The sequence below is a fragment of the Mesorhizobium sp. C277A genome, from assembly GCF_040324395.1.
Classification (GTDB): Bacteria; Pseudomonadota; Alphaproteobacteria; order Rhizobiales; family Rhizobiaceae; genus Mesorhizobium.
On sequence record NZ_JAMYVW010000002.1, the window covers coordinates 3,574,087 to 3,599,485 of the forward strand.

At 63.1% G+C, this 25,399-nt stretch carries 26 protein-coding genes and 2 pseudogenes; 3 read left to right on the forward strand and 25 right to left on the reverse strand.

The window, feature by feature from the left end:
- Window positions 1-30: 30 nt before the first annotated feature.
- The 3 genes from NKK52_RS17675 to NKK52_RS17685 form a co-directional block, all read right to left on the reverse strand.
- Window positions 31-1,443 carry a hypothetical protein gene (locus tag NKK52_RS17675; protein WP_156939320.1) on the reverse strand — a complete coding sequence of 471 codons (1,413 nt, stop codon included), beginning with the start codon at window positions 1,441-1,443 and terminating at the stop codon, window positions 31-33.
- Window positions 1,433-2,638, reverse strand: a complete 1,206-nt coding sequence (locus NKK52_RS17680; RefSeq protein ID WP_023673783.1) for an MFS transporter — start codon at window positions 2,636-2,638, stop codon at window positions 1,433-1,435. Before NKK52_RS17680 ends, NKK52_RS17675 begins: the two co-directional genes overlap by 11 nt.
- 106 nt (window positions 2,639-2,744) lie before the next feature.
- Window positions 2,745-3,632, reverse strand: a complete 888-nt coding sequence (locus tag NKK52_RS17685) for a helix-turn-helix transcriptional regulator (protein WP_031204483.1) — start codon at window positions 3,630-3,632, stop codon at window positions 2,745-2,747.
- Between the two features lie 274 nt (window positions 3,633-3,906).
- On the opposite strand from NKK52_RS17685, the gene NKK52_RS17690 reads away from it, so the two are divergent.
- Both NKK52_RS17690 and NKK52_RS17695 read left to right on the forward strand, forming a co-directional pair.
- A complete protein-coding gene (locus NKK52_RS17690; protein ID WP_031204484.1) occupies window positions 3,907-4,902 on the forward strand; it encodes a class I SAM-dependent methyltransferase in 996 nt (331 codons plus the stop codon).
- A gap of 11 nt (window positions 4,903-4,913) precedes the next feature.
- Entirely contained in the window at window positions 4,914-5,849 is a 936-nt protein-coding gene (locus NKK52_RS17695) for a LysR family transcriptional regulator (RefSeq protein ID WP_084634072.1), read from the forward strand.
- 57 nt (window positions 5,850-5,906) lie between these two features.
- Here NKK52_RS17695 and NKK52_RS17700 read toward each other — a convergent pair whose 3' ends face one another.
- The 11 genes and pseudogenes from NKK52_RS17700 to trbB all read right to left on the reverse strand — a co-directional run bounded on the left by NKK52_RS17700 (window position 5,907) and on the right by trbB (window position 15,830).
- Entirely contained in the window at window positions 5,907-6,134 is a 228-nt protein-coding gene (locus NKK52_RS17700) for a DUF2274 domain-containing protein (RefSeq protein ID WP_023716200.1), read from the reverse strand.
- A 1-nt stretch (window position 6,135) separates the two neighbouring features.
- On the reverse strand, window positions 6,136-7,380 hold the full coding sequence (locus NKK52_RS17705; RefSeq protein WP_023685850.1) for a TraB/TrbI/VirB10 family type IV secretion system protein: 1,245 nt from the start codon (window positions 7,378-7,380) through the stop codon (window positions 6,136-6,138).
- Window positions 7,377-8,516 carry a P-type conjugative transfer protein TrbG gene (gene trbG, locus NKK52_RS17710; protein WP_245263174.1) on the reverse strand — a complete coding sequence of 380 codons (1,140 nt, stop codon included), beginning with the start codon at window positions 8,514-8,516 and terminating at the stop codon, window positions 7,377-7,379. The genes NKK52_RS17705 and trbG overlap by 4 nt, the downstream gene beginning before the upstream one ends.
- Window positions 8,513-9,194: pseudogene (gene trbF / locus NKK52_RS17715) on the reverse strand (conjugal transfer protein TrbF). The gene trbG and the pseudogene trbF overlap by 4 nt, the downstream one beginning before the upstream one ends.
- Before the next feature lie 2 nt (window positions 9,195-9,196).
- Window positions 9,197-10,558, reverse strand: a complete 1,362-nt coding sequence (gene trbL, locus NKK52_RS17720) for a P-type conjugative transfer protein TrbL (RefSeq protein WP_352629486.1) — start codon at window positions 10,556-10,558, stop codon at window positions 9,197-9,199.
- A 1-nt stretch (window position 10,559) separates the two neighbouring features.
- Window positions 10,560-10,955, reverse strand: a complete 396-nt coding sequence (trbK-alt, locus tag NKK52_RS17725; protein WP_023685981.1) for a putative entry exclusion protein TrbK-alt — start codon at window positions 10,953-10,955, stop codon at window positions 10,560-10,562.
- Between the two features lie 10 nt (window positions 10,956-10,965).
- Entirely contained in the window at window positions 10,966-11,724 is a 759-nt protein-coding gene (trbJ, locus tag NKK52_RS17730) for a P-type conjugative transfer protein TrbJ (protein WP_023808388.1), read from the reverse strand.
- Window positions 11,721-14,174, reverse strand: coding sequence for a conjugal transfer protein TrbE (gene trbE, locus NKK52_RS17735; RefSeq protein WP_352630530.1), 2,454 nt, complete (start codon window positions 14,172-14,174; stop codon window positions 11,721-11,723). The genes trbJ and trbE overlap by 4 nt, the downstream gene beginning before the upstream one ends.
- A 14-nt stretch (window positions 14,175-14,188) precedes the next feature.
- Window positions 14,189-14,485 (reverse strand): VirB3 family type IV secretion system protein, encoded by a 297-nt coding sequence (locus NKK52_RS17740; RefSeq protein WP_023694928.1) that lies wholly within the window; start codon window positions 14,483-14,485, stop codon window positions 14,189-14,191.
- Window positions 14,485-14,817, reverse strand: coding sequence for a TrbC/VirB2 family type IV secretion system protein (locus NKK52_RS17745; RefSeq protein WP_023694927.1), 333 nt, complete (start codon window positions 14,815-14,817; stop codon window positions 14,485-14,487). The genes NKK52_RS17740 and NKK52_RS17745 overlap by 1 nt, the downstream gene beginning before the upstream one ends.
- A complete protein-coding gene (trbB, locus tag NKK52_RS17750; protein ID WP_031204538.1) occupies window positions 14,814-15,830 on the reverse strand; it encodes a P-type conjugative transfer ATPase TrbB in 1,017 nt (338 codons plus the stop codon). Before trbB ends, NKK52_RS17745 begins: the two co-directional genes overlap by 4 nt.
- A 258-nt stretch (window positions 15,831-16,088) precedes the next feature.
- Between trbB and NKK52_RS17755 the strand changes: the two genes are divergently transcribed.
- A complete protein-coding gene (locus NKK52_RS17755; protein ID WP_023685976.1) occupies window positions 16,089-16,217 on the forward strand; it encodes a hypothetical protein in 129 nt (42 codons plus the stop codon).
- Window positions 16,218-16,445: 228 nt separating this feature from the next.
- Here the strand turns inward: NKK52_RS17755 and NKK52_RS17760 are convergent, their stop codons facing one another.
- From NKK52_RS17760 to NKK52_RS17815, 11 genes and pseudogenes are all read right to left on the reverse strand, one after another.
- Window positions 16,446-16,763, reverse strand: coding sequence for a helix-turn-helix domain-containing protein (locus tag NKK52_RS17760; protein WP_023685975.1), 318 nt, complete (start codon window positions 16,761-16,763; stop codon window positions 16,446-16,448).
- Window positions 16,760-17,134 carry a type II toxin-antitoxin system RelE/ParE family toxin gene (locus tag NKK52_RS17765; RefSeq protein WP_023685974.1) on the reverse strand — a complete coding sequence of 125 codons (375 nt, stop codon included), beginning with the start codon at window positions 17,132-17,134 and terminating at the stop codon, window positions 16,760-16,762. The genes NKK52_RS17760 and NKK52_RS17765 overlap by 4 nt, the downstream gene beginning before the upstream one ends.
- A 168-nt stretch (window positions 17,135-17,302) precedes the next feature.
- The gene (locus NKK52_RS17770; RefSeq protein WP_023685973.1) at window positions 17,303-17,755 is read right to left on the reverse strand and encodes a ribbon-helix-helix domain-containing protein; all 453 of its coding nucleotides are present in this window, start codon (window positions 17,753-17,755) and stop codon (window positions 17,303-17,305) included.
- 7 nt (window positions 17,756-17,762) lie between these two features.
- The gene (locus tag NKK52_RS17775; protein WP_023685972.1) at window positions 17,763-19,748 is read right to left on the reverse strand and encodes a conjugal transfer protein TraG; all 1,986 of its coding nucleotides are present in this window, start codon (window positions 19,746-19,748) and stop codon (window positions 17,763-17,765) included.
- A gap of 26 nt (window positions 19,749-19,774) precedes the next feature.
- Window positions 19,775-21,514: a relaxase/mobilization nuclease domain-containing protein gene (locus NKK52_RS17780; protein ID WP_031204536.1), complete on the reverse strand. Its 1,740-nt coding sequence runs from the start codon at window positions 21,512-21,514 to the stop codon at window positions 19,775-19,777.
- Window positions 21,515-21,757: 243 nt separating this feature from the next.
- Window positions 21,758-22,530: pseudogene (locus NKK52_RS17785) on the reverse strand (lytic transglycosylase domain-containing protein).
- 3 nt (window positions 22,531-22,533) lie between these two features.
- Window positions 22,534-22,869, reverse strand: a complete 336-nt coding sequence (locus NKK52_RS17795; RefSeq protein ID WP_023685968.1) for a DUF736 domain-containing protein — start codon at window positions 22,867-22,869, stop codon at window positions 22,534-22,536.
- Window positions 22,870-22,938: 69 nt separating this feature from the next.
- On the reverse strand, window positions 22,939-23,484 hold the full coding sequence (locus NKK52_RS17800) for a S26 family signal peptidase (RefSeq protein WP_352629495.1): 546 nt from the start codon (window positions 23,482-23,484) through the stop codon (window positions 22,939-22,941).
- Window positions 23,481-24,002 carry a DUF2840 domain-containing protein gene (locus tag NKK52_RS17805; protein ID WP_023685966.1) on the reverse strand — a complete coding sequence of 174 codons (522 nt, stop codon included), beginning with the start codon at window positions 24,000-24,002 and terminating at the stop codon, window positions 23,481-23,483. Before NKK52_RS17805 ends, NKK52_RS17800 begins: the two co-directional genes overlap by 4 nt.
- Complete coding sequence (locus tag NKK52_RS17810; RefSeq protein ID WP_023685965.1) at window positions 23,999-24,241, reverse strand: hypothetical protein; 243 nt, start codon at window positions 24,239-24,241, stop codon at window positions 23,999-24,001. Before NKK52_RS17810 ends, NKK52_RS17805 begins: the two co-directional genes overlap by 4 nt.
- Window positions 24,238-25,398: a replication initiator protein A gene (locus tag NKK52_RS17815; protein ID WP_023685964.1), complete on the reverse strand. Its 1,161-nt coding sequence runs from the start codon at window positions 25,396-25,398 to the stop codon at window positions 24,238-24,240. The genes NKK52_RS17810 and NKK52_RS17815 overlap by 4 nt, the downstream gene beginning before the upstream one ends.
- Between the last annotated feature and the right edge of the window lies 1 nt (window position 25,399).

Here is a 25,399-nt window from a genome sequence, read left to right on the forward strand (position 1 = left end):
ATGCCAGCTGCTGGAAGTGCATAAGACGCTTCAGGAAAAAGCCCATTCCTCATCGGCCGGCGTGACCAACCCCTGCCGCAGCCGGCTGTGAAGTTCATGCCACGACGGATCGGTCACGAAGCCTTTCATGCTTCCACATGCCTCGGCGAAGGAAATGTCGCCCAGGCGGTCGATAAGACCACTCAATCCACGGTTCCTGCCATTTAGGAATAGTTCGAGCGGATCATCGTCACACTCAATTACCCGATGTCCCCAGGCACCCGGTATGTCCTCGTTTGCGAGAGCCTGCCGAAGATCTTCATCCACACCTGCGGCCTTGAGCGCCCGGCAGACGACATAGCGCATCAGGGGGTAGTAGATCGGCTGATAGCTGCCTCCAAGCGCGCGCACGCCGGGCAGGATCGACAAAACCAGAAACATCAGCAGGAGATTCGGGACAAGGCTGCGGTTTGCCAGCCGCTCGAGAATGTCGGGGGCTGTGAAGCACGCCACCTTCATACCGGTCGCAGGATCGATGAGTTCGCCGGCGATCAGACGCAACGGACGGCGTTTGCCATTTTCATAGAACCAGAAGAAATCAGTACCCCGAGCGAGCCAGCCACTCCACGGGCCAGACGCGAGTCCGTCGAGGCCGGCAAGGATGTTGGAAGCGAACTTCGGGTCTTCCAGCAGTCTCATGCGTAGCCAGGAATTTTCCTCCGACAGATGGTTGGCCACCAGGTCGGCAACATCCTCGTCGTCGATCTGCAGGAAGGCGAAGCGGCCTCCGAACATTTTTGGCCAAAGGATGAGATTGGCTGCCTTGATGGCGTGCGCGGGCCGCTCGAATTGCGTCTTCGGCAGAAGGCTACGAAGCAGCGTGAGCGCGTCTCCGCCAGTGCTTGGCTCCGTCGGTAACAACTCGAACCTGTAAGGTCCCGGCCCGGCTAGCAGGCTGTATCCGATCATCCGGCTTCGGCTCAGGCCAAAGACGTTGACCGGCTTGCCGTCAACGGTGATCCAGCCTGGTCCCTTGCGTGGCTTTTCGACGAGACTCACCGTCGAAACGGCGTAGGAAACGTAGGTCGAACAGCCATGCGCCGAGAGACCAAGGAGGCTGAAGATATGCGTATAATAGGCTTCCGGCTCCAGGAGGAGAAACAAATGAGGGCCTGTCTGCAACACGCGGCGCCTTTGGAAATCCCTGCAGATTTCCAAGGCGGTATCGGCAGACAACCCGTTTCGTGTCGCTGCCTTCCTGATGATGTCGAGTAGTTTGGTGAAGGCTCGGAGCCGGATTTCTGGCATGGGAACCGAAGCCGGCGCCGTAAACAGGCGAAACGCATAATCACGGATCGGCCGGGAATGGTATGGGCTCATCCAGGGGTAGAGTGCCGTCAGCGACCCCAGGACTGCCTGTTTCGCATCTACGCCTGCTGTTAGCTCTTCCACCTCACGTTTCACCTTTTTCTCGTGTCTGAATTACACCCACGCTCAAACACAAAATACTGACGAGGAGCGCCACGCCAAAGCTCAAGAAAATCGTCGAAGGAAATGCTCGATCTCCGACAGCGGCGGCGATGCCGAAGATGAGTAACCCGAGCACCACGGCCACACTATGCATAATGCCTTTGGCACGGCCCAAAAGATAAATGGATACATGCGACTGCAATGTGACTTCAACGCTGACGCGTCCAAGATTGTATAGAAATCCGAGCGCGACAAAAAGGATCACTGTCCAGGGCGTGGGCAGAGATGCCAGCGCCATGAGTACCAGCGCCGTTAAGCCCAAAAGCATGAGATGCCGCACGTGGGTACTCATCGCTCTTTCAATCCGGAATAGAGAGACCGCACCGATCAGTGAGCCCGCCGACCATGCAGCCTCAAGGTAGCCGAAATCCGCGGCAGTACCCTTCTGCTCCTGGAAGACGAAGCTAGATCCCATGACGCTGACAAGCACCGCGCTTGTGTAGAGAAGCGCGTAGACGCCGATGAGACGACGCAGGCTTGGATCTAATTGTGCTGCCGAGATTTTGGCGAAGCGGACATCACGCGAAACCGGTTGCAGCCGCATCAAGGCTAGGCAGCCCGATGAAAACAAAAAGAAGGCAGCAATAACGGTGAATGGCAGGACTGGGGAGCGATCATGCAGCAAAGGCCCTGCAAGCAAAGCTGCGCCGAGATTGCCGACCTGCATGACGAAGAAGACGGCGGAATTCGAGGCTACAAGATCGCGGCCGTCAGCTATCACGGGGATCATTGATTGAGAGCTTGTAAGCGCGACACGGTCGCAAAACGAAAAGAGGGCCGCTGACAGACAGATAATCACAAACACGTCCATGTCGAGAAGCGCGCAAGCGGTAGCCAGCATAACGACGAAGCGGCTGAGGTCTGCCGCAACGTTCAAGCATCGCCTGTCAAATCGATCCGCCGCTACACCGGCCAGAGGGCTCGCGATGAATTCGACAACGCTGACGATCGCAAGGAACGTCGCCACGCCGGCGGTTCCGTACCCTCGCTCGACGAGAATCCAGGCGGATGCGATGTAGTAGCCGTTTCGGGCAACGGCCGCCGATAGCGTGCTGGCCAGGAATCCGAGGCAGGGACTGGACCGGCCGGCCCGTCCTTTGCCATGATGAACTCGAACCAGGTTTGACATGAGCGGCGTATCCGGCTGACCGCCGATGGATACCGTCTTCCGCCAAGCCTGCTTTACTGTGATGTTGGGGTTTTCCGATACTTGCTGAGAACCGACAAGCGGCGGGCTAGATTCTGCAGTTACGACGAAACTCCGTCGGGACCGCGCCGAATGCCCGCTTAAAGGCGGTCGTGAAATGGCTCGAGCTGCCGAAACCACATTCCATCGCGATTTCCGTCGCCGACAGACTGGTCGATCGCAGCATGTCCGCGGCCTGCTCCAGCCGTCGCTGCGCAATGAATGCGTGCGGCGTCATGCCTGTCGACTGCTTGAAGGCCCTCCAGAAATGGAACCGGCTAACCCCAATTTCTTTCGCCAGATCGGCGAGCGTAGGTCTGCCGTCCGACAACGTCTCGATCATGTCCACCGCCCGCTTGAGATCGAACGATGACAAACCGCCTTTTGCCGGCTCCTGATGGAAGCCGTTCAACCTCAACATTTGGCCGAGCAATTGCGTGGCGTGGCACTCCACCATCGTTGCGCTGATGGGGTCAGGCTGCTTGAGCTCCAAGGCAATCCTCTGCAACGCCAACTCTACAGTGCCGTCCCGAAACCAGATCGACGGCGGCAGCACTGCCGGGCGATGGCGAGCCGTTCCCGCAAACACATCGTCGGCGAACTCTTTTGCAATCGAGACCAGGAGGTAGGAAGCGGTCGCGTCCCCCTCGTCCCACCCATTCCAATCACTGCCGGCGGGCATGAAGATTATCGAACCGGCCCGGCGCGGCAAAAAGGCAATCCGGCGCCCATCCACAATGTCTTCTCCGCGGCACGCCGTGCCCTTGAGGTTCATCAAGAACACATGGTTTGGCTGCAGGATTCTTGTCTCCTGGCGCTCAAGCCCGGTTCTTTTGACCACGTCCGCCCGCACGCTCCCCCAATTCTCATACTTGTGGGCAAGCGATTGGTGCCGTGAACGGCGATTCTCGGTCGGGTCGAGGGCAAGAGTATTCACGTATCCGCAGCCTCCTTACTGGCGAGCGGCCAGTCGTCGCAGTGGCGAACCATGGGTTGCTGAACAACACGCAAATAACTCTGGATTGGTAGAAGATGTGACTTTAGCGAAAAAATGGCAAACGAGTGAAAGCCGCCTGTATCCGGCAGGCCTACCAGTTGGCTCAGCCAATACTTGAGCCCGGTGAAATATTAGACCCCACTTATCTTGGTGGAATTTCCCCCATCGACGTATCGGCATCTCACCAATGGAACGGTGTTGGAGGCATACTGCGATGCGTGGACTCGACGACTTTCTGGCTGAGTGCGACCACGGCCCACGGATCAACGGACTGGCAGGCTTTTTCGCGGCGACCGCCGCTGGCAAGAGCGGGATGCCAATCCGCAAGCCCGTCGCCGACGCCCGCCTTCTTCCGAGCGATGAACTGCTGCGCGGCCTGGTCAGCCTGCATGCGGCACGACAAGGCTTTTTTGACCAGCATTATCACGGCAGCATTCCCTACAGATTGGAGGAGGAGTGCCGGACGGCCTACGCAATGCTGAAATACGCACGGGATCGTGGTGGTCCGCATTCGCTATACAGCCTTGGAACAGCGGAAGGCACGATGGCGAGGACACTGTCCGAACTGTCGGAGGGACAGATACGCACACTGTCGTGCAGCCCGAACGCGGAGAATTACAATTGCTTCATGGCTTATGGCGAACCGCCGCACGCTGACTTCTTCGTCGGCCCCTTTCATCATTTGACAAAGGACGTCCTGCGTTCAGATCCGCGACTGGCAAATTTTGCCCACGGGTTCGACATCATTCTCGAAGATACCACCTTTCAGATGTACTCGCCCAACAGAGCAAGCCAGATCGAATTCGTGACCCAGCACCTCAAGCAGGACGGAATCTTCGTCTTCGTCGAAAAGTTCCGGGCAACCGAGGAGCCGGACTACAGGCGTCGCGAATACCAGAAGGATTTTGGGTTCAAGGCGCGCTATTTTCCCTCAGACGAAATCGAGAAGAAGCAAACCCTCGTTCTGGATACGATGTTCGGCAATGAGGTGACCTTGGCACAGATGGCCGACGCCATACGCCAGCATTTCAGCTACTGCTCACTGACGTGGAACAGCGGAAATTTCTGTAGCCTGGCGGCGAGCAATAGCGAGGAAAACCTAAACCGGTACCTCTCCCAGATGGCCACTCCGGCCATTCCGCACGAGTACGTCTACGAAACGAGCTTGTGTCCGCCCCTGCCCGTTAGCGTCCCTGCCGCGCAGGAATAGGCTCCTCAGCCTTGGGACAGGTCGACAACACGCTCCGCCGTTTGGACCATGTCTTCGCAGCTGTCGACCATGGCAGCCTCAGGCAGGCTGCAAGAGTTCTCAGAGTGAGGGAATCCTGTGTCAGCCGCAACGTCGTAGCTCTCGAGCAGTTGCTCGACATGCAGTTGTTTGACCGCGACGTCCATGGCGTTCGGCTGACCGAGGCAGGCCGGGCCTGGGTCGATCTTGTCCGGGCCCATTATGAAGGCTTGCAGCATGCACTGGCTGGAGGTAGTCGCGGTCAACAGGATGTCAAAACGCTCAGGATAGGATTATGCGCCCAGATGGGGCGCACGTTCGTGACACGTCTCATCGATCGTTTTGGCCGTTTACATCCAGACGTGTGCGTCGAGATCGAAGACGTTCCACTCGAACAGTGCCTGGCGGCTATACGCCGCCGGCGCCTCGACATCGTCTTCACGCACGGGCTTGAGAACGCCGCCCTGTGCCGTAGCGAGATATTTGCGCACGAGCGCTTGTTCGTTCTCCTGCCCTGCTACCATCCGCTTGCAGAAAAGCCTGCGGTCAGATGGGCAGATCTTGCAGATACGTGTCTGCTGGTTTCAGGCGAATCCTCCCGGGATCCGCAATTGCTGGAGCATATCGCTGCGAATGGTGGCCCCGCTATCCAGATATGTCGCGCCAGCGAAGCAACTGTCATCCTCAAGGTGCAACTCGGTCAAGGCGTCACTCTGGCGGGCGAGGGTTTTGCCAGGACAGTCGCCATCGACGCCACAGTGTGGAAACCGATCCGTGGGCAGAGCAGCATCAGTTGGATCAAGGCAGTGTGGCTTGAATCGAACCCAAAGCGCGCGCTCTTGCGGCTGGTTGGGACCGCAAGAAACATGGCGACAGCAGCACGACCCGGGACCTGTCAATGGAGGAGCTCGCCGCGGCGCGATTTCTGAAGTCACGCCATGAATGGGAGGCGCGACTGACCCGGTTCGACTTCGGTCCCCAGGCCCTTAGCCAGCACTTTCCGAACGCTTTGCCCTGGCAAAGCCCCGATCCGTCGCAATGAACCGCTCCAACATCGCAACGATGAGGCGCGGCGCATCGGCGGGCCGGTGCCCCGCTTCGCGGCCGAGGATCTCGGCATAAGCGGTCAGGTCACGGTGCAATGCCGCGGGAAGCTCCACCATGACCTTGACAGGTTTGTCGTCAGCGATTGGCCCCAGTTTCAGCTTGGCCATTTCAGCCTCCATAAGGTTCAAGCACGAGATCGCGCGTGACGATGACGCGCACCGGGTATCCCGGCCGGATGGTGAGTGTCGGTGCTATATTGAGCTGCCGCTGCAAGACCTGCTGGCCTGTCTGGCTGATGCTGTCCGAAGCGCCCTGGCGAAGAGCGCGCATGATGTTGCTCTCCTGTCCCGATGAGCCTGCCTGCGCGCCGATGCTCAGAACCGTGGAGAGTGCTGCAGCCTTGAAGAGCTCGCCCCAGTGATAGTCAACGCCGTCCTCGAGCCCAGCATAGCCTTCCGCGTCCGCGCCAGGCTCACGTTCCAGAATGATGGAGCGGCCGTCAGGAAAAATCAGCCTGGTCCATACCAGCAACACGCGACGCTGGCCGAAGCCGACCCCATTGTCATACTGGCCGATGAGACGCGCCCCCTGCGGAATGAGACGGACTTGTCCGGTGGGGCTGTCATAGACATTCTCCGTCACCTGCGCGGTAATCTGACCCGGCAGGTCGGAGCGAATGCCGGTGATGAGGGCGGCCGCGATGACAGCGCCCGCCTGCAGGACGTTTTTCGACGCCGGCGCCCCGACGCGATCAGGTGAGACGGTTAGCTTGTCCGCCGGCTGATCAAGCAACGCGCGCTGCCGGTCCTGCGCCGAGGGCGTCGCTGGTTGCGGCGCGAGGCCAAGGCTGGAGAGATCAGGCCGTGGCACGGTTTCTGTCGTGACTTGAGCGACGGTCGTGTCACTTGCAGGCCACGTTTGCGTGGACGCGAACAAGCGCGCCGTCCTCGCCGCTTCCAGTTCCTGCTCCCGGCGCTGCTCCTCCTGGTCCGGTCCAACGGGACCTGTTGATAGCGCGGGGCCGCCATTCTGCGCGGCGAGGATCGGGCGGCCGAGATCGCCGGGAAGCGGTGGGCCAAGCTTCGGAACGCCCGTATAATCTTTCGGCAGGCCGGCGAGCCCATCGGGGGTCGAACGATTGTCGGTCGAATACAGCTCCTGCCCCTGGCCTTGTTGACGGTTCTGCAGCGCGTAGATCAGCGCACCGCCGACAGCGAGGCTTGCGGTGAGCCCCAACGCGGCCAGCGCCTTGCGGGACAGACGCGTCACCCGCGGTGGCTCGGCGCGCAGCCGCATGGCCGCGGCCGGCTCGCCTGTCAGGGGCCGGGCGCCATCCTCGACCGACGCCTCCGGCCGGGCGTCATCCGCCGGCCCCCGGCCCTCTTCCTTCCCGGGATCCAATCTGTCGCTCATGATGACGACCCTCCCTTGTCTGTTCGGTAGAACGTCGCTTTCGGGGTCTCACCAGGGCCACGTATCAATGAAAATCGACTGCTCCGCACCCCGTCGGTGCGGGAGATGCGGATACGCTGCTGGTTCTTGCCTGCGCCGAAGCGCAACTCGGCGGCGGCAAACAGCCGGTCGACGATCATGTGGTTACCGCGCACGCGATAGTTCACCAAGTCGGACGTGTCACCTTCCGGCCCGACCACGAAGAGTGGCGGCATCTCGCCCTGGCCGATGCCGCGCGGGAACTCGATGAACACCTGCTTGCCATCGTCGAAGGCGCGCAGCGGCCGCCACGGTGCGCGATCGCCCGTCACCTCGTAGCGGAAATTGACGCGAGAAAGATCGATGCCGGTCGAGACCGGCTGTGCAGCCTCAGCCTGCTGGTTCTGCCTGCGCAAGGCGATGAGCTGGTCCTGCGGATATTGCCAGGAAACCGATGCCATATAGGTCGACGGCGTCGAGCGCAGTTCCATGTGATAGGTACGCCGATCGGTATTGATGACGAGATTGGTGAGAAGGTCGGCGCGCGTCGGCTTGACGAGGATGTGGACCTGCTTGGCGCCGCCCGTACCGCTCTCGGTATCGCCGATGATCCAGCGCACGGTGTCGCCGGCGGCGACGGGACCGGAGCCGACGAGCTGCTCGCCGGGCTGCAGCGCGATGTCGGTGATCTGCCCCGGCGAGGCATAGACCTGATAGAGCGCGCCATCGACGAACGGATAGACCTGCATCGAGTTGATGAAGCCGTTGCGCACAGGCTGGACGCGCGCGGCCGCGTTGGCCAGGCTCACCCGCGCGGCCGGATCGGTCGGTTCCGGCTCGGGCCTTGCGGCCTTGCCGACCGGCTTCAACTGGCCTGGAAGCGGCAGCGGCTTAGACAGCTCCACCACCTTGACGGGCGGGGGCGGATCGACCGCCTGCACGGCCGGGACCGGATCGTCATAGGAAATCTCCGGCGGCTTCTGCCTGGTGGCACAGCCTGAAAGCGCCAAAGTGCAAAGCAGAAGTGCTGGAAAGGCTATTTTGCGGAAGGCCGGCACAGCGTGGATGAGGAAAACCGGACGCCCCCAGGGGGCGGCTTTGCAGGGTGCGGGCGTCATTGTCCAAGCTCCTTCGACCAGTTGATGGCGTTGATGTAGATGCCAAGCGGGTTCTTCCTCAGCGCATCGGCGTCGCGCGGGGGCTGCACGACAATAGTGAGAATGGCGGACCAGCGCTCCGTGGAAGCGAGTGAGCCATCCTGATAGCGGCGTTCGACCCAGGCGATGCGGAAGCTCACCGGCGATGCGCGGATCACCGAGGACACGTCGACGGCGACCTGCTGCTTTCCGACCTTGGTGAACGGGTCATTGGCGCGCGCATAGTCGTTGAGCGCCAGCGCCCCGCCCTTCGTCGCGAAGTCGTAGGCGCGCAGCCAATTCTGCCGCACGATGACCGGATCGGCGGGGATCGACCTCACCTGTTCGATGAAGTGTGCCAGGTAGAAGGCAATCTGCGGATCGCTCGGCTGATAGTCGCCGATCGCGGGTCCCACGGCCTGCGCCTGGCCGAGACGATCGACCTGCACCACCCAAGGCACGATCGAGCCTTTCGCGGATTGCCAGATGAGCGCTGCGGAGAAGCCCGCGGCGAGCGCCAGGCAACCGAAAGCCATATACCGCCAGTTGCGCCTGCACGCGAGCGGAACCGATGCGCTCGTCCCAGACCTGCGCAGCACGCTGGTAGGGCGTCTCGGGTTGTGGGGATCTGCCGTAGTGCGTGGACGGTCGTTTGAACATGCTCAGTCACTTTCAGAGAGGTTGATCGAGGAGCCGCCGCCATGGCTGTCGCCACTGCGAACGGCGTGGGCGGCGGCCTGGACGCCATGGGTCATCTGTTGCGAGCGCTTCATGCGCTTCGCCCAGGCTGGCTGACTTTCGGTTGCGGAGGACGCGACGGGTGCGGAGCCGGCTTCGGGCGCGTTCGCGCCGATTGTGCCAGCCGTGGATGACCCGCCCGTCGTCTCGAAGGCAGCGCGAGCGCCCGACTCGTAGCTGTGCTTCATGCTGCCTGCCGCATTCTTGGCCGCGCGCTTCAGCGGTGAGATGGCACCTTGGGCGCCGGCGCTGATGACACCGCCGAGCCCGGATGCGACGCCGGAAAAGCCAGACTGTCCGGCCGCGCCGAGGCCGTAGGCTGTGGATGCCCTGCCCGCCATGGCGGCACCGCCACGGGCGGCCGCTGCAGCACTGCCGCTGACAGCCGCGCCTCCGGACACGACTGCGCCGGCGGCCGCCGCACCCACTGCTGCCATGCCGCCGGCGGCTAGCCCGGTGCCGACTGCCGCACCCGCGCCGAGCTGCGGGCCGCCGGAGACGAGGCCGTTGGCAATGCCAGGTCCAAAGATGCCAAGGCCGAGCAGCGACAGCGCGGCCAGCACGATCGCCATGGCGTCGTCGATCGACGGCGTGTTGCCGCTGAATCCAGATGTGAACTCGGAAAAGAGGGTCGAGCCGATGCCGATGATGACGGCGAGCACCAGCACCTTGATGCCGGACGAGATGACGTTGCCAAGCACCCGCTCGGCCATGAAGGCGGATTTGCCGAACAGACCGAAGGGAATGAGCACGAAACCGGCGAGCGTGGTCAGCTTGAATTCGATCAGCGTGACGAAAAGCTGGATTGCCAGGATGAAGAAGGCCAGCAGCACCAGCGCCCAGGCGAAGAACATGCAGGCGATCTGGATGAAGTTCTCGAAGAAGGACCAATAGCCCATCAGGTTCGAGATCGAGTCCAGCAACGGCCGGCCGGCATCGAGCCCGGTCTGCGCCACCTTGCCCGGGCGCATGAGATCGTTGACGGTAAAACCCGTACCCGAGGCCTTCAGGCCAAGCCCGGCGAAGCTTTCAAAGACGATGCGGGCGAGATTGTTCCAGTTGGAGATGAGATAGGCGAAGACGCCGACGAACAGAGTCTTCTTGACGAGGCGCGCCATGATGTCGTCGTCCGCACCCCAGGACCAGAAGAGCGCAGCCAACGTCACGTCGATGACGATCAGGGTCGTCGCGATGAACCCGACCTCGCCGCCGAGCAGGCCGAAGCCGCTGTCGATGTAGCGCGTGAAGACTTCGAGGAAATGGTCGATGACGCCCATGCCGCCCATGTCAGCGAGCCTCCGGTCGGGGCGGCTCGACCTGCATCGCGGGAGCGGTCACATCCGCCCGCTTCCCTTCTTTCCGGTCGGCTGACGGCGGCACATTCGGAAACAGCGTTGTCGGCGCTACCGGAGCAGGCGCGGTTGCCGAGTCACGTTGACCGAGAAACCGGCGCCGGCTGGCTGCCCACGCTTTCAGACAGCCGGGATCGCGAGGACCGGCCTCGCCGATCCCGGAACAGCGGCGCAATTCGGCCGCGAGTGGGTGTTGTGGCGCGACGGAACGGTCCCCCGTCGCAAGGGCGTCAGGCTCGTCGTCCTCGCTGCTCATCTCGATTGCGGTCACTGTCAAAGCGCCCGCGATGAAGATGACCGCACTGACACGAGCGAGGAGCTTGCCTTCCATCGCGCCGACCTCAGTTCTTGCCATAGAACATCTGCGCACTGCCGGGCTGGTAGCCCGAGCCCTGCGTCAGGAAGCGCCGGCGCTGCTCTCGGCCCTGGTCGGCAGCGGTGGCCTGTTCGGCCGATTGCAACGCTTGCGCCCGACCGTTCGCGGCGACGACAGCGGTGAGATCGGCGAGCTGCTGCACTTGGAGCGCGAGGAGCTGGTTGCCGGCCTGTGTTGCCTGAAGCGCTCCGGTCGCACCCTGGCTTTGGCCGACCAACGCCGACATCTGCGTTCGATTGGTGTCGATGTTGCCGACGACTCCCGCCTGCACACGCATGGCATCCTGAAGGCCACCAACCGTGTTGCCCCAGCGCGAGCGCGCGTCGGCGACGAGTTGCTGATCCGAAGCCGACAGCGAGACGTTGCCATATTTCTGCTGGAAGGCCTGATCGATCTGCTGCACGTCATAGGCAACGTTCTGCGCCTGACTGAGCAATTGCTGCGTGCGCTGCACGGACTGCTGGAGCTGTTGCAGCGAGGAGAACGGCAGGCTTGCGAGATTGCGCGCCTGGTTGATGAGCATCTGCGCCTGGTTCTGAAGCGAGGTGATCTGGTTGGTGATCTGTTCGAGCGAGCGCGCTGCCGTCAGGACGTTTTGCGAATAGTTCGAGGGATCGAAAACGATCAAGGCCTGTGCGGGCGTTGCCAGCATGGGCGAGAGCGCGGCGGGAGCGACAAGCAGGGCGGCAGCGAGCCGCATGCCAAGGGAGCGGTGCAGTTTCATGGGGACTTCTCCTTGTTGGTGAGGGCGGGGCTGGTTAGGGCGGGAACCAGTTCAGCGGCCCAGCCGACGCCACGGTGGCTAAGCCAGGCAGCGAGGAACCCGTCGCGGCCGTGCTCAGCGACGATGCGGGAGATCGCGGCCTGGTCGGTCTTCGCGGATACGGCGCAAAGCGCGAGCGCCACATCCGACAGTCCCAGCTCGAACAGCCGGTTGCCGCGACGGGACTGGCAGTAATAGTCGCGCTTCGGCATCGCCCGCGCGATGATCTCGATCTGCCGGTCGTTGAGGCCGAAGCGGCGATAGATCGCCGTGATCTGCGGCTCGATGGCGCGCTCGTTCGGCAGCAGAAGCCGGGTCTGGCAGCTCTCGATGATCGCGGGCGCGATTGCCGAACCATCGATGTCGCTGAGCGACTGCGTGGCGAAGATCACGCTGGCGTTCTTCTTGCGCAGCGTCTTCAGCCATTCGCGGAGCTGGCCAGCAAAACCCTCATCGTCCAGCGCAAGCCAGCCTTCGTCGATGATGAGAAGCGTTGGCGAGCCATCGAGCCGGTCCTCGATGCGATGGAAGAGATAGGATAGCACCGCGGGCGCAGCGCCCGTTCCGATCAGTCCTTCGGTTTCGAATGCCTGGACCGACGCCGATCCGAGATGCTCGCGCTCGGCATCGAGCAACCGGCCATGGGGACCCCCGACGCAATAGGGGCGCAATGCCTGCTTGAGGTCATTTGATTGCAGCAGCACGACCAGGCCGGTGATGGTGCGCTCCGCGACAGGCGCGGACGCCAGCGAACTCAACGCCGTCCAGATATGCTCCTTGACCTCAGGGGTGATCGTCACATTCTCGCGCGTCAGGATCGCAACGATCCAGTCGGCGGCCCAGGCGCGCTCGGGGACATCGTGAATGCGGGCGAACGGCTGAAGGCTGACACTGTCGATCGCCCCATCGCTGAGATCGCCGCCGAGATCATGCCAGTCGCCGCCCATGGCGAGTGCCGCCGCGCGGATCGAGCCGCCGAAATCAAAGGCGAAAACCTGTGACCCTGGATAGCGGCGGAACTGCAGCGCCATCAGTGCCAAGAGCACGGACTTGCCCGCGCCGGTCGGGCCGACGATCAGCGTATGGCCGACGTCACCGACGTGAAGCGAAAGCCGGAACGGGGTCGAGCCTTCGGTCTTGCCGAAGAGCAGAGGGGGCGCTGCAAAATGCTCGTCCCGCACCTCGCCCGCCCACACCGCGGAAAGCGGAATGATGTGGGCGAGATTGAGCGTGGAGATGGGAGGTTGACGGACGTTGGCATAAACATGACCCGGCAGGCTGCCGAGCCACGCGTCGACGGCGTTGATGGTTTCAATAATCGCCGTGAAGTCGCGGCCCTGGATGACCTTTTCGACCAGGCGCAGTTTTTCGTCGGCGATGTTGGGATCATCGTCCCACACCGTCACCGTCGCGGTGACATAGGCCATGCCGGCATAGTCGGCGCCGAGTTCCTGCAGCGCCATGTCGGCATCGGCGGCCTTGTTTGCGGCGTCGGTGTCCACGAGGACGGACGCCTCGTTGGTCATCACCTCCTTGAGGATCGCCGCCACTGACTTGCGCTTGGCGAACCATTGACGCCGGATCTTCGTCAGCAGCCTGGTGGCATCGGTCTTGTCGAGCAGGATCGCGCGTGTCGACCAGCGATACGGAAACGCCAGCCGGTTCAGTTCGTCGAGCAGACCCGGCGTGGTTGCGGTCGGGAATCCCGTGACCGTGAGAATGCGCAGATGCGACGCGCCAAGCCGCGGCTCGAGCCCGCCGGTCAGCGGCTGGTCGGCCAGCATGGCGTCGAGATACATCGGCGTTTCGGGAACGCGGACACGGTGGCGATTGGTCGAGACGCAGCCATGCAGATAGGTCAGCGTCTCGGCGTCATCGAGCCAGCGGCACTCCGGCATGAAGGCTTCGACAAGGCGCAAGACGCGGTCGCTGCGGTCAGTGAACCCGGTCAGCGCCGCGTTGGGGTCGAGGCCCTTCTTCTCGCGGCCTTCGTAGAGCCAGCTTTCCGCGCGGGCGGTGTCTTCGGCGGGCGCAAGATTGGTGAGCGTCAGGAAGTAGCTGGACTCGAAATGCGCGCCGGCCTCCTCGAAGCCCGCCTTTCGCTCCGCATCGACCAGCGTGGAGGCCGCATCCGGAAAGCTGCTGTCGGGATAGCGGGTCGAGGCATGGCGCTGCGCTTCGACGAAGATCGCCCAGCCGGAGCCGAGACGGCGGAAGGCATTGTTGAGCCGGCCGGCGACGGCAATCAGTTCGGCCGGAACGGCGCTGTCGAGATCGGGGCCGCGAAAGCGCGCGGTCCGCTGGAAGCTGCCATCCTTGTTGAGGACGACGCCGGCGCCGACCAATGCCACCCAGGGTAGGAAGTCGGCGAGCCGGCTGCTACGGTTGCGATATTCGGCAAGGTTCATCATCGGTGCGACCTCGCTCAAACAGTGAGATGCGCTGGGATGCGCAAATGCCGGCGAACGACGTCGACGAAAAGCGGATCGCGCTTGGCGGCCCAGACGGCGGCGACATGGCCGATGGCCCAGATGGCGACGCCGACGAGCCAGAGACGCAGTCCCAGCCCCACGGCGCCCGCGAGCGTCCCGTTCATGATGGCAATGGCTCGCGGGGCGCCACCGAGCAGGATCGGCTCGGTCAGCGCCCGGTGCACGAGGACCGCATAACCCGGCACTGCGTAGTCCGGCATTGGGCCGCTCTGTTCGACAGCGCCCGCCATCAGACCAGCGCTCCGCCGCCGAACGAGAAGAACGACAGGAAGAAGCTCGACGCCGCGAAAGCGATGGACAGGCCGAACACGATCTGGATGAGCCGGCGGAAGCCGCCCGACGTGTCGCCGAAGGCGAGTGTCAGGCCGGTGACGATGATGATGATCACCGCCATGATCTTGGCAACCGGGCCTTCGATCGACTGGAGGATCTGTTGCAGCGGTTGTTCCCACGGCATCGACGAGCCGGAGGCATGGGCGGGCGCGGCCATCACCAGGATGAGCGTGGCACCCGTAACTGTCATGGCGAGACGATGGCGCGTGAGGCGCAGGCGTTGGATCATGGATTTTCTCCTTCAGGGTTTTGGACGAGCAAGGTCGGGCCCTCGTCGCCATCGAGGACGGCTGGCGCGACCCGGTAATCACTGTCCGGGCGCAGGCCATCGACACGGGCGAGTTCGGACAGCCGGCGCGCGGAACCGCGGCCGGAAAGGACGGCAACCAGGTCGATCGTTTCGGCGATCAGAGCGCGTGGAACCGTGACGACGGCTTCCTGGATGAGCTGTTCCATGCGGCGGAGCGCGCCAATGGCGCTGCCGGCGTGGATCGTGCCCAGGCCGCCGGGATGGCCGGTGCCCCAGGCCTTGAGCAGTTCGAGCGCCTCGGACCCGCGCACCTCGCCGACCGGGATGCGGTCGGGGCGCAGGCGCAACGATGAGCGGACAAGATCAGATAGAGACGCGACGCCGTCTTTCGTGCGCATTGCCACGAGATTTGGCGCGGCGCATTGCAGTTCGCGCGTATCCTCGATGATGACGACGCGATCGGCGGTCTTGGCCACTTCAGCGAGCAGCGCGTTGATCAGCGTGGTCTTGCCCGTGGAGGTGCCGCCTGCAACGAGAATGTTGGCGCGGTTGGCAACGCCCTGGCGCAGCGCGTCCGCCTGTTGCGCCGACATGATCCCGGCCGCGACATAGTCTTCAAGGGTAAAGATGGCGACGGCGGGCTTGCGGATCGCGAAGGCGGGCGCCGCGACGACGGGAGGAAGAAGCCCCTCGAACCTCTCCCCCGTCTCGGGCAGTTCGGCCGAGACACGTGGGGCGCCGGCATGGACTTCGGCACCGACATGATGAGCGACGAGGCGAACGATGCGTTCGCCGTCCGCCGCCGACAGACGCTCTCCAGTGTCGGACAATCCCTCGGACAGGCGATCGATCCACAAGCGCCCATCGGGGTTGAGCATCACCTCGACGATGCCCGCATCGTCGAGGTAGCGCGCGATGGCGGGTCCGAGTGCCGTGCGCAGCATCCGTGCGCCGCGCGCGAGACCTTCTGAATTGTGATGCGAAGCTGCCATCCGGTCCCCGTTTCGATCCGGGGGAACATTGGCGGCCCCTGGACGGGGATGATTAAGAGAGCCACATCTCGAGTGGTTTCAACACCTATGTCGAGGCGTAGTGGCGTAGCGTGCAAATACAGGAGATTGGCGGTGCCGCCGTAAACGGCCGTATTAGACTGCGCATACGCCGTACAAAGGCGAATTCGCTGCGACAGCTGGAGGATTGCCCAGCGTCTCTTGATTTTGTACCCAAGATCGAAAACATGGAGGCTGATTATGGACGACTACGACAACGAAAAAGGCGCAAAGCCTGAAGACGTGCGCGCCTCGTTGAAGGGATGGGGTTGGTTTATTGCTCTGACGCTCGGGATCTTTGGTGCCGCCTACGCTTGGATTGAGGTCTAAACGCGCGCCTTAGGTGCGGGACTTAGAGAGCCGACGCTGGCGCGCTGCAACACCGTCGATAGCCTCGAAGTCGCTGCGAAGCCCAGCTGCGAAATTGTCGCCGTAGGTCTGACGAAGGGTGTCCACCTTCGTGTTCCCGTGCTTTTCGCTAATCCTACCGTCCTGGTTGCGGTGGCGCCCATCCGAACCTGGATAATCAATTGTCCGCTCGTCGGCAAAACCGTCGGATCAAGCGGCTTCAGCACGAGTTGACCGTCGAGTCTTGTGGCGAACCACCACGTCGACCTTGTAGTCGAGCCGGTCCAGACAGCGAACCAGCCTGTCTATTGAAAACTTACCCGTGCGCCCGGTGGCGATCGCGGAGACGTCGGGCTGTTTCATTCCGAGCAGTTCAGCCGACTTCGCCTGGGTCAGGCGCCGGCGCTTGATAATGGCGCGGATCTCGCGGGCCAGCTTGGCCTTGAGCAATTCCTCTTCGGGATTGTCAAAGCCGAGGTCCGCGAACACGTTGCCGCTGCTCACTTCGGCGGTGATGTCTTCCGTCATGACTTTGTTCCTTTCCCATAGTTTTCGCGGTAGTGCGTCTCGGCCGCCTTCAATCGCACTGTAACCAGATCGATTTCGTGCCTGGGTGTCTCCCTGCCCTTCTTCGACTTCTTCTGGAAGCAATGAAGGACGTAGATCACGCCAGCGAAGCGGACGGTGTAGACGGCGCGGTAGGTATCTCCGTCGAAGTCGTCGACCACCTCGAGGATGCTGCGGGCCCCAAACCCTTTCAGGGCTTTGACAGCCGGGTGCTCCTCACCATTTTGGGCGTCGTTGATTGCGACACCCATCAACCGGCGAACATCGACCGGAAACTCGCGCAGGTCATCCTTCGACGATCCCATCCATACCGTGGGCTTTTGGTTTTTCATTCTCGCTTGCCTTATAGCATACAGACTATAATTCTCAACGAAAAATCCTGACGCTCGTCTGCCACACCCGAAAGGTTGGCAACGCGCGTTCCATGACAGCATATTGTTCCGCCGCTTTGATATGTTTTGACATATCGATGCTTGCAAAATCTCAGTCCGCCCGCCGATTTAGCCCACGGGCCTGCCGGGCTGTGTGTCCAGGCCGCCATCGATATCCTCGGAGATCTCCTGCCGAAGCCTTGGACCTTTTGCTAAGCGCCGGCCGAGCGCGGTAACGAAGGCATCATAGCGCTCGCCAGCCTTGGCATGGGCTGCCTGTGCGGCGGGCTCGGGCAGAGCCGGCGTTGTCGCCAGCCAGAAGCGGACGAAAACCGCGAGCGTCTCCACGGCAATCCCGACATCGCGCTCCTGGCGTGCGATACGGCGATCGAGCTGGTCAAGCCGCTTGGTGATCGCCGCCTCCTGGCGCTCGGCGGCATCGGGCGAGAGGAACGACTCGATGGCCGCCTCCGCGACGAGCGACCGTGAAAAATCTCTTCGCGCCGCATGTTCGGCCAGCCTGCTCATGACCTTCGGATCGAGATAGACGGACAGGCGTTGTTTGCGGGGTGGCTTTGCCATGGGAGCCTCACATATCCACGCCGTCGCCGGGGTCGAGCGACACCTGTCGCGCAATGCCTTGCATCAGACGCGTCAGCCGACGGTTGCGGGCAACCTCGTCCTCCACGTCGTCCAGGTGATCGATCTCGAATTCGTTCTCGGTCGAAGGCTTCACGACCTGCTCGACGCGACTGAGCTCGGGTTGCCGACGACGCTCGGAATCAGTTGTGTCGTCATCCGTGGCCGACGGCGCCGACGTGGCTTCACCAATCTGCGGACGGGAAGGCAGAGGCAGGTTTGTCCAGTCGTCGGGCCTCCCCTCCTCCGCCGCCGCCGTCAGCACCGGAGGCGGCAAGATACGCTCCCGGAAGCTGGCATCCTCATGATAGCGAGCCTTTTTGGCTCGGATCGGCGGCGCGCCCGAGACCATGACAATCTCGTCGGTTGACGGCAGTTGCATCACTTCACCCGGCGTGAGCAGAGGGCGAGCCGTCTCCGAGCGGGACACCATGAGATGACCGAGCCACGGCGACAGCCGGTGGCCGGCATAGTTCCTCATGGCCCTCATCTCGGTCGCTGTTCCCAGCGCGTCGGACACGCGCTTGGCGGTGCGCTCATCATTGGTGGCAAAGCTTACCCGCACGTGGCAGTTGTCGAGGATCGAGTTGTTGGCGCCGTACGCCCTCTCGATCTGATTGAGGGATTGAGCGATCAGGAAGCTTTTCAGGCCGTAGCCGGCCATGAAGGCGAGCGCCGACTCGAAGAAGTCGAGGCGGCCAAGCGCCGGAAACTCGTCGAGCATCAGGAGCAGCCGGTGCCCTTGCGCCCTCACCTGCAGATCTTCCGTCAGGCGGCGGCCGATCTGATTGAGGATCAGGCGAATGAGCGGCTTGGTCCTGTTGATGTCGGACGGCGGCACGACGAGGTAGAGCGTCGTCGGATGCTTGTCGTCGACAAGGTCGCTGATGCGCCAGTCGCAGCGCCGCGTGACCTCTGCCACGACAGGATCGCGATAGAGGCCAAGAAACGACATGGCGGTGGACAGCACGCCGGAGCGTTCGTTGTCTGATTTGTTCAACAGCTCTCGCGCGGCGCTGGCGATGACCGGGTGCGGACCGGCTTCACCCAGATGCGCCGTTTTCATCATCGCGGACAGCGTCGATTCGATCGGACGCTTTGGATCGGAAAGGAAACCGGCGACGCCGGCAAGCGTCTTGTCCCGCTCGGCGTAGAGGACGTGCAGGATCGCCCCGACCAGCAGGGCATGGCTGGTTTTCTCCCAATGGTTCCGCCTCTCGAGCGAGCCTTCGGGATCGACCAGGATGTCGGCGATGTTTTGAACGTCGCGGACTTCCCATTCGCCACGGCGCACCTCGAGCAGCGGGTTGTAGGATGAGGATTTCGGATTGGTTGGATCGAACAGCAGGACCCGGCCATACCTGGCGCGGAAGCCTGCGGTGAGCTGCCAGTTTTCGCCCTTGATGTCATGGACGACGGCTGAACTCGGCCAGGTCAGCAGCGACGGGACGACGAGGCCGACACCCTTGCCCGAACGTGTGGGCGCGAAGCACAGCACGTGCTCCGGTCCATCGTGGCGCAGATAGGCGCGGTCAAACCGCCCAAGCACCACTCCATCGGAGCCGAGAAGGCCCGTTGCCTTGATCTCCTGCTTGTCGGCCCAGCGGGCGGAGCCGTAGGTCTCGACCTTCTTAGCCTCGCGAGCCCGCCAGACCGACATGCCGATGGCGACGGCGACGCAGGCGAAACCGCCGGAAGCCGCGATAAAGGCTCCCTCCACGAAGATCGACGGCGCGTAGGCATCGAAGCCATACCACCACCAGAAGAAGGACGGCGGAAGGTAAAACGGAAAGCCCAGGACATGGAACCATGGCCTGCCGAGCTCGGGCTGGAACGCCAGGCGCCAGGCCACCCATTGCGTCGCGCTCCAGATGGTGATCAGCACGATCATCAAGACCGCGAGGATCTGGCCCCAGAGTATCTTGGTGGCGGACATAGAAGCGGTCCTTTCTTCACAATGGGTTAGAGACCGAGGCTTCGCTTGCGTGCGAAGCTCCAGTCGATGCCGCCGTCATCGCGAGCGATGCCCGAGACGTGGCGGCCAAAATGCTTTTCGAGAGACGGCGTCCAGGGCACCAGTTGGAAGCCGAGGCCGTCATCGATCATGGCGAAGCGGCCCGACGCGAGCGTGAAGCGCTGCCGGTAGGAACCGGTGACATATTCGCCGCCGCGGGTGCGGTTGAAGGGCTGGCCGGTTTCGGCCGAGAGCTTTTCGCCGAGCGCCTCAAGCTCGCGGCGACGCAGCGTGTCGATCAGGCTGCGGGTGAAGGTTGTGCGTTGGCCATGTCGCTCGCCGAGGCCCTGTTCGATGAGATGGTCGGCGCGGCGCTGCATCGCCTGCCGCACCTCGGCGCCGAAGCCGCCTTCCGACAACGCAATTGGTTCGCGGGCGATGTTCTGGCGGTCGAGCCAGGTGGCGCCGGCGGCGGTTGTCTGCTGCTCAATGTTGAGATCGGAACGGACGGCGAGTGCTGCGCGCCCATGTCCCTGCGCGTCATGGAACCTGCGCAGCTCAACGATCGAACCCGGAGCGCTGTCGCCGGCGGCGTCGAGGTCGGACAGCTTGATGTGATGGGTGCGGCCGTCGGTGCCATCGACCACGGCGTAGGCGCTGCCCTTCAACTCGTCATCGAGACCGCGGTCGACCAGCCGACCGACGATCGGTGTGGCTAGGCGCTCCGCCGCCAGCACATAGGTCGCCGATCCGCGCTCGATGCCCTGTTCTGTCAAGGCGCGGTGCATCCGCTTGATGATGTCGCCGCGTTCGCCAAGCTCGCGCAGCGTCGCCTCGGCCTTGTCGTCGATCATCCATTGGCCTGGGCCGACCTGTTCGGCAAGGCCAAGGGTTTCGAGCTTGCGCGCCCGCCCGACCTTCAGCACGTGATACTCATCGGGCTGAGCGCTCGCCGGGGACGCAAGATCGACAACGCCTGTGTCGCGGCAATCGCGAACAAGCTGCCGGTCAAGCTGGGTCCAACGTTCGGCCTCGACCTGACGCTGCAGATTGCGGCGGATGTCGAGATCGGTGCGCGGGCCGAGCTCCTGGGTAACGAGGTCGGCGGCGCGGGCGCGCATTCCCTCCTTGATGTAATCGCGGGAGATCACGAGATCCTGCCCGTCATCAGTGCGGCCGCGCAGGATGATGTGAAGGTGCGGGTTGTCGGTGTTCCAGTGATCGACGCCAGCCCAATCCAGTTTTGTGCCGAGGTCCTTTTCCATCTGACCCATCAGATCGCGGGCGAAGCATTTGAGGTCCGCCATGTCGACGGCATCTTCCGGCGAGACAATGAAGCGGAAGTGGTGCCGATCATCGCTGCACCGCTCGGCAAAAGCACCGCCATCCACCTCCCCGACCCCCGGCCCGAACAGCCTTGCCTTCTCCCCGTCCCGGGTGACGCCCTCTCGGCGCAGATAGGTGAGATGGGCGGCAAGCGGCGCTGCGCGCGCGTGATGACGCACCAGCCGTGTCTTGATGATCACGGCTCGCGAGCGGCCGGTGAGGAGACGATTGGCGCGCACGCTCGCCGAGCGGCCACGCCCGAAGGTCGAGCGATTGCCCGCACTGATCCGGCCTGTGCGAGAGATGCGGGCGCCGGCCTTCTGGGCGGCGGCAAGCGCCTGCGCGATGAAGGGCCTGGCGCGCTGGGCGCCCGATGAGCGGATGCGGCCGGGCCGGATTCGGAAACCATCCTCACCGTGCATGACGAAGATCCGCACATCGTGTCAAGACACGGAAATCACAGGTAAATCGGTGCTCCGCCGAGGTGCGCGAAACCTTCGCACCTCGCGGAAATCCTGCATAACCTATTGAAACAGCAAAACCGATCGACGCCGCACCTCGCGGCCTTTTATCTCGCCATCTTCCGGTTGTTCTGCCCACCTTCCGCCTCCACCCACGCCATGGTGCGCTGGAGCTTGCGGTTGCGCGAAGACGCCCATGTGCGCTCATGGCTGTATCCCTTCGCCCGCTCGCGCCACGAAGAGGCCTTCGGACAGCGGCACGATGGCGGACACATCGCGCACGGTGGGCGCAGAGCTCGCGTCATTTGGTGGTCGCTCGGTTGGCACCCGAGCGACAGCTTGTTTGCGATCCGGCTGACCGACGAACAGCGAGCCGCGCTTCCAGGGAATGGCCTCGACAGACGTAACGGCGAAAGGGCGCATACCCTCGCTTTCACCGATCAGGGGCGCAAATGCGGCGACATAGGCGCGGGTCTCGGCCGGTAACGGACGCCCAGTGAGGTAGGCTTGGTAGCGTGCAGGTCCCGCATTGTAGGCGGCCAGAAATCCCGGAGAGCCGAAGCGATCGTGCAGTTCGCGCAGATACGCCGTTCCAGCCAGGATGTTGTCCCGGGGATCGAATGGATCGCGGCCAAGCGACCAGCGGGCGCGCAGATAGTTCCATGTTCCGGGCATGATCTGCATCAAGCCGCGGGCGCCTGCGCTGGAGACGGCGCGCACATCACCCGCACTCTCCTTGCGCATGATGGCGCGGATCAGCGCGCGCGGGACGCCGAAGCGCGGTGCGAGGCTTCTGCGATATGCGCGCCGAACGGATCGCGTTGGGAAGACCGGGCAACGGCCAGGTCCTGCGCCTCTGCCGCCGGCATGACGGTCGCGACGGACAGGCCGCAAAGGAGGAGCAGAGCCATGCGCCAGGCAGCGCGAAGCGGCCCGGGCGCACCGCGATGGCTCGTCGACGGACGGCGAGCGCGCATCGTTCAATCCTTCTCGCTGCGGTCGCGCGGCCGCGCCCAGTGCAGCGACCAGGACGTCTGGTCGTCTCCATTGCGAAAGAGGTTCGCGCGTATCGGCTGCGCGAAGGTCGGGTCGTCGAGCTGGATCGAGACATAGTCTCCGGCCTTTTCGCTGGAGCGTTTCCAGCCGGCGCCAATCTCGGGGCCGTCCTCGCTTCCGACGTGAACGCGGTAGTCAGGCGCATTCTCCGTTTCGCTCGCCTCTGCCGCCACAATGGCGATATCCAGGTTGAGGCTGAGCGTGTGGATGCGCCCGCTATAGCCAATCTTCTGGCGCGTGAATTCCCCTATCTGTTGCATGTCTGGCTCCTGTTTTCAGTGGTGCGGTGATGAAGGCTGGTGGCACGACGCGCGCCGCCGGTCGCGCGCTCACCGCATTGGCGCGCGCCATTCGAAGCGGCCGTTGCCGCCCTCGTCCGTCCACAGTGGGACGGCGCGGCCGATGATCTGGCTGGTGGCGAGGAGGCCGAAGTAGCGTCCATCGAGACTGTCGCGGACCTGCCAGTTCATCAGGAAGACTTCGCCGCTCGCGATGCGGCGGCAGCCCTGCCAGACCGGCAGGTCACGGCCGGCCCGATCACGCTCGAGCGCCGCGCCCGCCTCGATACCGTCGACGGTGATGGTGAGGTTCGAGCGACAGACTCGTTGCCCGGAAACGCCAAGGATGCGCTTCAAGAGTGGCACGCCCCTCGGCAGATAGCCGCGATCGGCGAGGAACGCCGCGAGTGGCTCGGGGGCGTCGACGGCGACAAGATCGGTGACCTCGAACGGTCCGTGAAAGTCGATCGTATAGAAGCCGATCGGTGCGCTGGCTGACGCATTCCAGATGAGCTTCCTGGGCATCGAAGTGAGGCCGGGATAGCCGACGCCCATGGTTGCGACAACGCTGGCGAGGATGATCCCGGCGCGCGTCACGGCTCGGTCCTCTTGCGCAGCAGGAAGGCGCGATGTTGGTCGAGTGTGTAGCTGCGCGGCTCGTGGCCTGCGGTTATCCGGTTGTGGATGTGCCGCCAATGATCGGGCGACACCAACTCAGGCTCGATGTCGAGGCGCTGGATGGCGTCGATCGCCTGCAGCACGCGTTCGACCTTGGGCCAGCTCTCGACCTTCAGAAGGATGTCGCCGCCAGGCCGCACGAAGGGCAGTGTCTGATAGGCTTCGCCACGTGATACCGCACGCACGATATCGATGCGTGAGATGATCGTTCCGAAGTCGTTCGCGGCCCACCGCACGAAGGCGAAGACCGCGCCGGGACGATAGGACTGGATGCGCCGGCGACGATCAACAATCTGTTCGTGGGCGTGCGTGCCGAACCGTATCCAGTTCTCGATCCTCTTCTCGACCCAGGTCAGTTCGACATGAACGAGTTCGTCGCGAGCGTGGTGCATGGCCGGGAACGCGTCGCGCATGCGGGGAGCCGCGGTGCCAGTCATTTCGGTTCTCCTGATGCGGTGGGAAATGCGCGCGCGAGCCTCGCGGGCAGCGTGTTGGCGACGAGGACGTCGTGCTCGAAAGCGGCGATGCGTGCGCGCTCCTGAGTCGTCATGTCGGTGGTCGGGCGCACGACGAAGGTCGCGAACTGATTTCCCTTGCAGGTCAATTCACCGGCGAGAAGCAGCGTCAAAGTTGCCTTGCCGACACGGCTCTTTTGATTGCGGAGTGCGGCGATCATCGGGTGGCTTTCGAGCGCGGATCAAAAGGCGGATTCGGGGCGTCAGAGACGCTGGTTGCCGTGTTGCGACCGCCAGAAACCGTCGACGTTTTGGGGGTGTTGTTGGTGGTTACGCTGAGTGCGTGGCTGGCTCGCCGGACGAGCCTCTGCACATCGCGCGCGCGCTCTTCAGAGTTAGAGTCGGGGTTAGAGTCTAAGTTAAGGGCGCGATTTCGGCTTTGCTTTCCAAGGGTTAGGCCCCGTTTGGGTTCCTGATAGCACGAGCCTGCGGTTCCCGATGGCACGATAGTTCCGGTTCCGGATAGCACGATGCCGCCCACAGGCTTTCCACAGGAGCCGATCCGCTCGAAAGCGAGCAGCGTCCGGCCGCCCATCTCCACTTCGAGGAAGAGCGTGTAGCCGGGCAGCGGCTGGCGGCGGATGATGTCGCGTAGCTCGAAGGCAAAGCGCTTGTGGGGTGACAGGCTGCCGGATTTCTGGTGCAGGTGACGGAAGTCGAAGCGCCAGCCGTCGGGCTGGCGTCCGCCATGCTTGCGCACCAGCCGATAGAGCCAGCGCTCCAGCCCGCCAGTGAGGTCGAAATAGGCGCGATCGATCGTCAGCACGAGCGCGTCATCGAGGACTGCCTGGTAGAACCAGTCGGGGACGATCAACTCGATCCCCGCGGGTTTGCCATGGCGATCGATGCGCTCCTGCCACTCATTGATCCATGAGAAGCGGTGACGCCGGCCTTCGGCGGGCTGACGAATCGTCGTCGAGACGGTGGTCGACTGCAGCCGGTCAAGCCCCGCCTTCAGGCGCTGATAGTCGCGCAGGCTCTTGCCGCGGCCAACGAAGGTCAGAATCTCATAGGGCGTGGCGGCCATCAGGCGCGAGGTGCGAAGGCCCGCGTCGCGCGCCTCGACGATCTGGCTTGCGGCCCAGATCAGGATGTCGGCGTCCCAGATGGTCGCCATGCCATGATCGGGTACGGCTTCGACCCGGATCGTGACGTTGCCGGCCGTGAAGTCGATTGGCGCGACGCGATGGGTCTTGGAGAGGGAGAAGAACGGATAGGCCATGAGATCCTGCGCATCTCGTGGGGCGAAGTCGCCAGGCAGCGCCCTGAACAGGTCAAGCTGCCCGCGCTCCGAAAGGGATTGGTTTCGCGTCGCCATT